At 66.8% G+C, this 2,895-nt stretch carries 4 protein-coding genes and 1 pseudogene; 2 read left to right on the forward strand and 3 right to left on the reverse strand.

The genetic code is table 11. The features are described from left to right. Positions 1-265, reverse strand: a 265-nt coding sequence (locus KZA10_RS11185) for a hypothetical protein (protein WP_218682924.1), incomplete at its 3' end; no start/stop codon positions are given. After that, positions 243-845: a hypothetical protein gene (locus tag KZA10_RS18090; protein ID WP_256934747.1), complete on the reverse strand. Its 603-nt coding sequence runs from the start codon at positions 843-845 to the stop codon at positions 243-245. The genes KZA10_RS11185 and KZA10_RS18090, both read right to left, overlap by 23 nt. A 181-nt stretch (positions 846-1,026) precedes the next feature. On the opposite strand from KZA10_RS18090, the gene dhaK reads away from it, so the two are divergent. Continuing rightward, complete coding sequence (gene dhaK, locus KZA10_RS11195) at positions 1,027-2,019, forward strand: dihydroxyacetone kinase subunit DhaK (RefSeq protein WP_055877932.1); 993 nt, start codon at positions 1,027-1,029, stop codon at positions 2,017-2,019. Then, complete coding sequence (locus KZA10_RS18095) at positions 2,019-2,153, forward strand: hypothetical protein (protein ID WP_256934748.1); 135 nt, start codon at positions 2,019-2,021, stop codon at positions 2,151-2,153. The genes dhaK and KZA10_RS18095 overlap by 1 nt, the downstream gene beginning before the upstream one ends. Positions 2,154-2,346: 193 nt before the next feature. Here KZA10_RS18095 and KZA10_RS11200 read toward each other — a convergent pair. After that, a pseudogene (locus tag KZA10_RS11200) lies at positions 2,347-2,763 on the reverse strand (recombinase family protein); the annotation flags it as partial. Positions 2,764-2,895: the final 132 nt, after the last annotated feature.

Genomic DNA, 2,895 nt, shown 5'->3' on the forward strand with positions numbered 1-2,895 from the left:
GGCAGCCGGCTCCGAGCGGGTCGCCCAGCGCGACCCCGACGGTACCGCCCCGCGACATCGTCGGAACCGACGCGCCGCGCCCCAGTGAGACCCCGTCTCCTGCTCCCTCTGCCAGCGATTCGCCGTTCGCCGAGCTCACGCCCGTCGCGCCCGACGCAACGGTCGTCACGGCGGACCGGATCGACATCTCGCTGTCGCGCATCGAAGCCGTCCAGGGCGAGGCCGCCCTCGCCGGAGAGACCTCAGGACCGGCGATCAGAGTCACGGTGCGCCTCGTCAACGAGGGCTCCGACCCCCTCGACCTGGAGTATGTGACGGTGAATGCGTACTCCGGGAAGGACCGCACCCCCGCCGGCACGCTCACGCAGCCGGGAGGGGCGCCGTTCGAAGGATCGCTCGCGCCCGGCGACTCCGCGGAGGGCGTGTACCTGTTCACCGTGCCGGAGTCGGATCGCAAGGACGTGACGGTGACCGTCGACTACCTCCTCGGTGCGCAGATCGCCGTGTTCCGCACGACCGGCCTGGTCGCCGACCGCGATGATCACTCCCGTGTCCTCTGCCTCACCCGGCAGCAGCAGCGCACGGATCATGTCCATCACCGAGGCGAGCGGATGTGCGAGACGGTAGGCGTCGAGCTCGTCGCTGACCAGGTCGAGCGGCGGAGCGCCCTCAGGGCCGACCCGCCCGCGCCAGGACCTCTCCCACGACTCGCGCACGAGGGGTCGCACCTCTTGCAGACGCCGATCCTCGAGGTTTCCGGCGAGCAGTTCCTCGTGCGCACGCTCGATGAGAAGTCGCGATGTCGGGGGAAGGGACTCGCGGGATACCTGCCACGGCGCAGACACAGCGGTCTCCGATCGTCGAGAGCGTGCGTTGCCTCAGTGTACGAGGAGCACTGCCCCGGAGGGAACACCTCACCGTGTCAGCGGAGAAGCCCGGCGACCAGGTCGTCGATCACCTCGTCGGTGGAGGTGTCCGGATCGATCGTTGCGAAAGACACCACGAAGGATCAAAGGAGATCGAATGATGAAGAAGCTCATCAACGCCCCGGAAGACGTTCTCGTCGAATCCCTGAAGGGCGTCGCGCTCGCTCATCCCGAGCTCTCCGTCGACCTCGACAACCACGTCATCACCCGCGCCACCCCCAAGGCGCAGGGCAAGGTCGCCATCGTCTCCGGTGGTGGCTCCGGCCACGAGCCGCTGCACGGCGGCTTCGTCGGCACCGGGATGCTGGATGCGGCTGTGGCCGGTGAGGTGTTCACATCGCCCACCCCCGATCGCGTGCAGGTGGCCACCAAGGCCGTGGATCGCGGAGCCGGTGTGCTCCACATCGTCAAGAACTACACCGGTGACGTGCTGAACTTCGAGATGGCCGCCGAGCTCGCCTCCATGGAGGGGATCGAGGTCGGCAGCGTCATCGTCGACGACGATGTCGCGGTGCAGGACTCGCTCTACACGGCCGGACGCCGCGGGGTGGGTCTCACCGTGCTGCTGGAGAAGATCGTCGGTGCGGCCGCGGAGGAGGGGCGCGACCTCGCCGCCGTGGTCGAGCTCGCCAAGAAGGTGAACGGACAGGGCCGCTCGATGGGCATGGCTCTCACCAGCTGCACGGTCCCTGCTGCGGGCAAGCCCACGTTCGACCTCCCGGACGACCAGATGGAGATCGGCATCGGCATCCACGGCGAACCGGGTCGTCATCGCGAACCCCTCGCCCCGGCGTCCGAGATCGCCCGGCAGCTGGTCGAGCCGATCCTCGCCGACATCGATGCCACAGGGCCCGCGATCGTGATGCTCAACGGCATGGGCGCGACGCCGCTCATCGAGCTGTATCTCATGTACGGCGAGGTCGCAGCGCTTCTCGAGAAGTCCGGCGTGCAGGTGGCCAGGAACCTCGTCGGCAACTACATCACCTCGCTCGACATGGCCGGATGCTCGGTGACGCTGCTCAAGGCCGATGATGAGCTGCTGCGGTTGTGGGATGCCCCGGTGAACACCCCCGGTCTGCGGTGGGGCGTCTGATGGCCGCGGTCGACACCGTCGTGCTCACCGACTGGGTCTCCCGGTTCGGTGCGGCCGTCACCGAGAAGCGCGATTGGCTCACCGAACTCGACTCGGCAGCCCGATCAGGCTCGAGCAGCTGCCCGACGGCTTGAAGGCCGAGCTCGTCGAGACGGCAGAACGTGGTCAGGTCAGGGGTCGCGAACGTAGGGTGGTGCAAGTCGAGGTCTTCCGGCGGATGGTGAGCGTGAGAACTTCCATCCTGGAAGACCTCGACGCCTATCCGCGAACCAGCCGGCGGTCCCGGGCTACACCCTCAACTGCGAAGAGCCACTTTGCGGTCAAGTGCTAGTCGGTGAGTGCTCGTGAGCGGCGGTAGAAAGTTGCGCGGGACATTCCGAGGTCGCGGGCGACCTGGGCTGCTGGCTGGCCACTCTGCACGAGGTGGAGGGCGTTGCGGATCTGGCTGTCAGTGAGTCGCTGCCGACGTCCTCCAAGATCCTTGCCAGCGTTGCGTCGTTTGCTGATCGAGTCAACGATGCGCTCACGCTTGATTTGGTGTTCCATCTGCGCGAGTGCTGCCATGACGGTGAACAGCATCGACCCCATCGGCGTGGACGTGTCGACGTCGCCGCCTCCCAGGTTCAGCACGCGCAATCCTGCGCCTCGAGCGTGGAGCTCGTCTGCGAAGGTGAGCATGTTCTGTGTCGATCGGCCCAATCGATCGAGTGTGGTGATGACGAGAGTGTCGCCGGTTTCGACTGCTTCGACTGGGCCGCCCCCTTCATTCGGTCCGGTCGCTGTGCGAGTCGTCGGTTTCCGATTGATGGGTGCATTGCCGAGCGTAGTCGACGGGTGCGAGGTAGCCGAGCGATGAATGCCGGCGGTCGTGGTTGT

This window comes from Microbacterium sp. BF1, from assembly GCF_019279095.1.
In the GTDB taxonomy this organism is placed as follows: domain Bacteria; phylum Actinomycetota; class Actinomycetes; order Actinomycetales; family Microbacteriaceae; genus Microbacterium; species Microbacterium maritypicum.

Coding starts and splice junctions, on each gene's coding strand:
- dhaK (WP_055877932.1), top strand. CDS start 1,027: ATGAAGAAGCTCATCAACGCCCCGGAAGACGTTCTCGTCGAATCCCTG.
- KZA10_RS18095 (WP_256934748.1), top strand. CDS start 2,019: ATGGCCGCGGTCGACACCGTCGTGCTCACCGACTGGGTCTCCCGGTTC.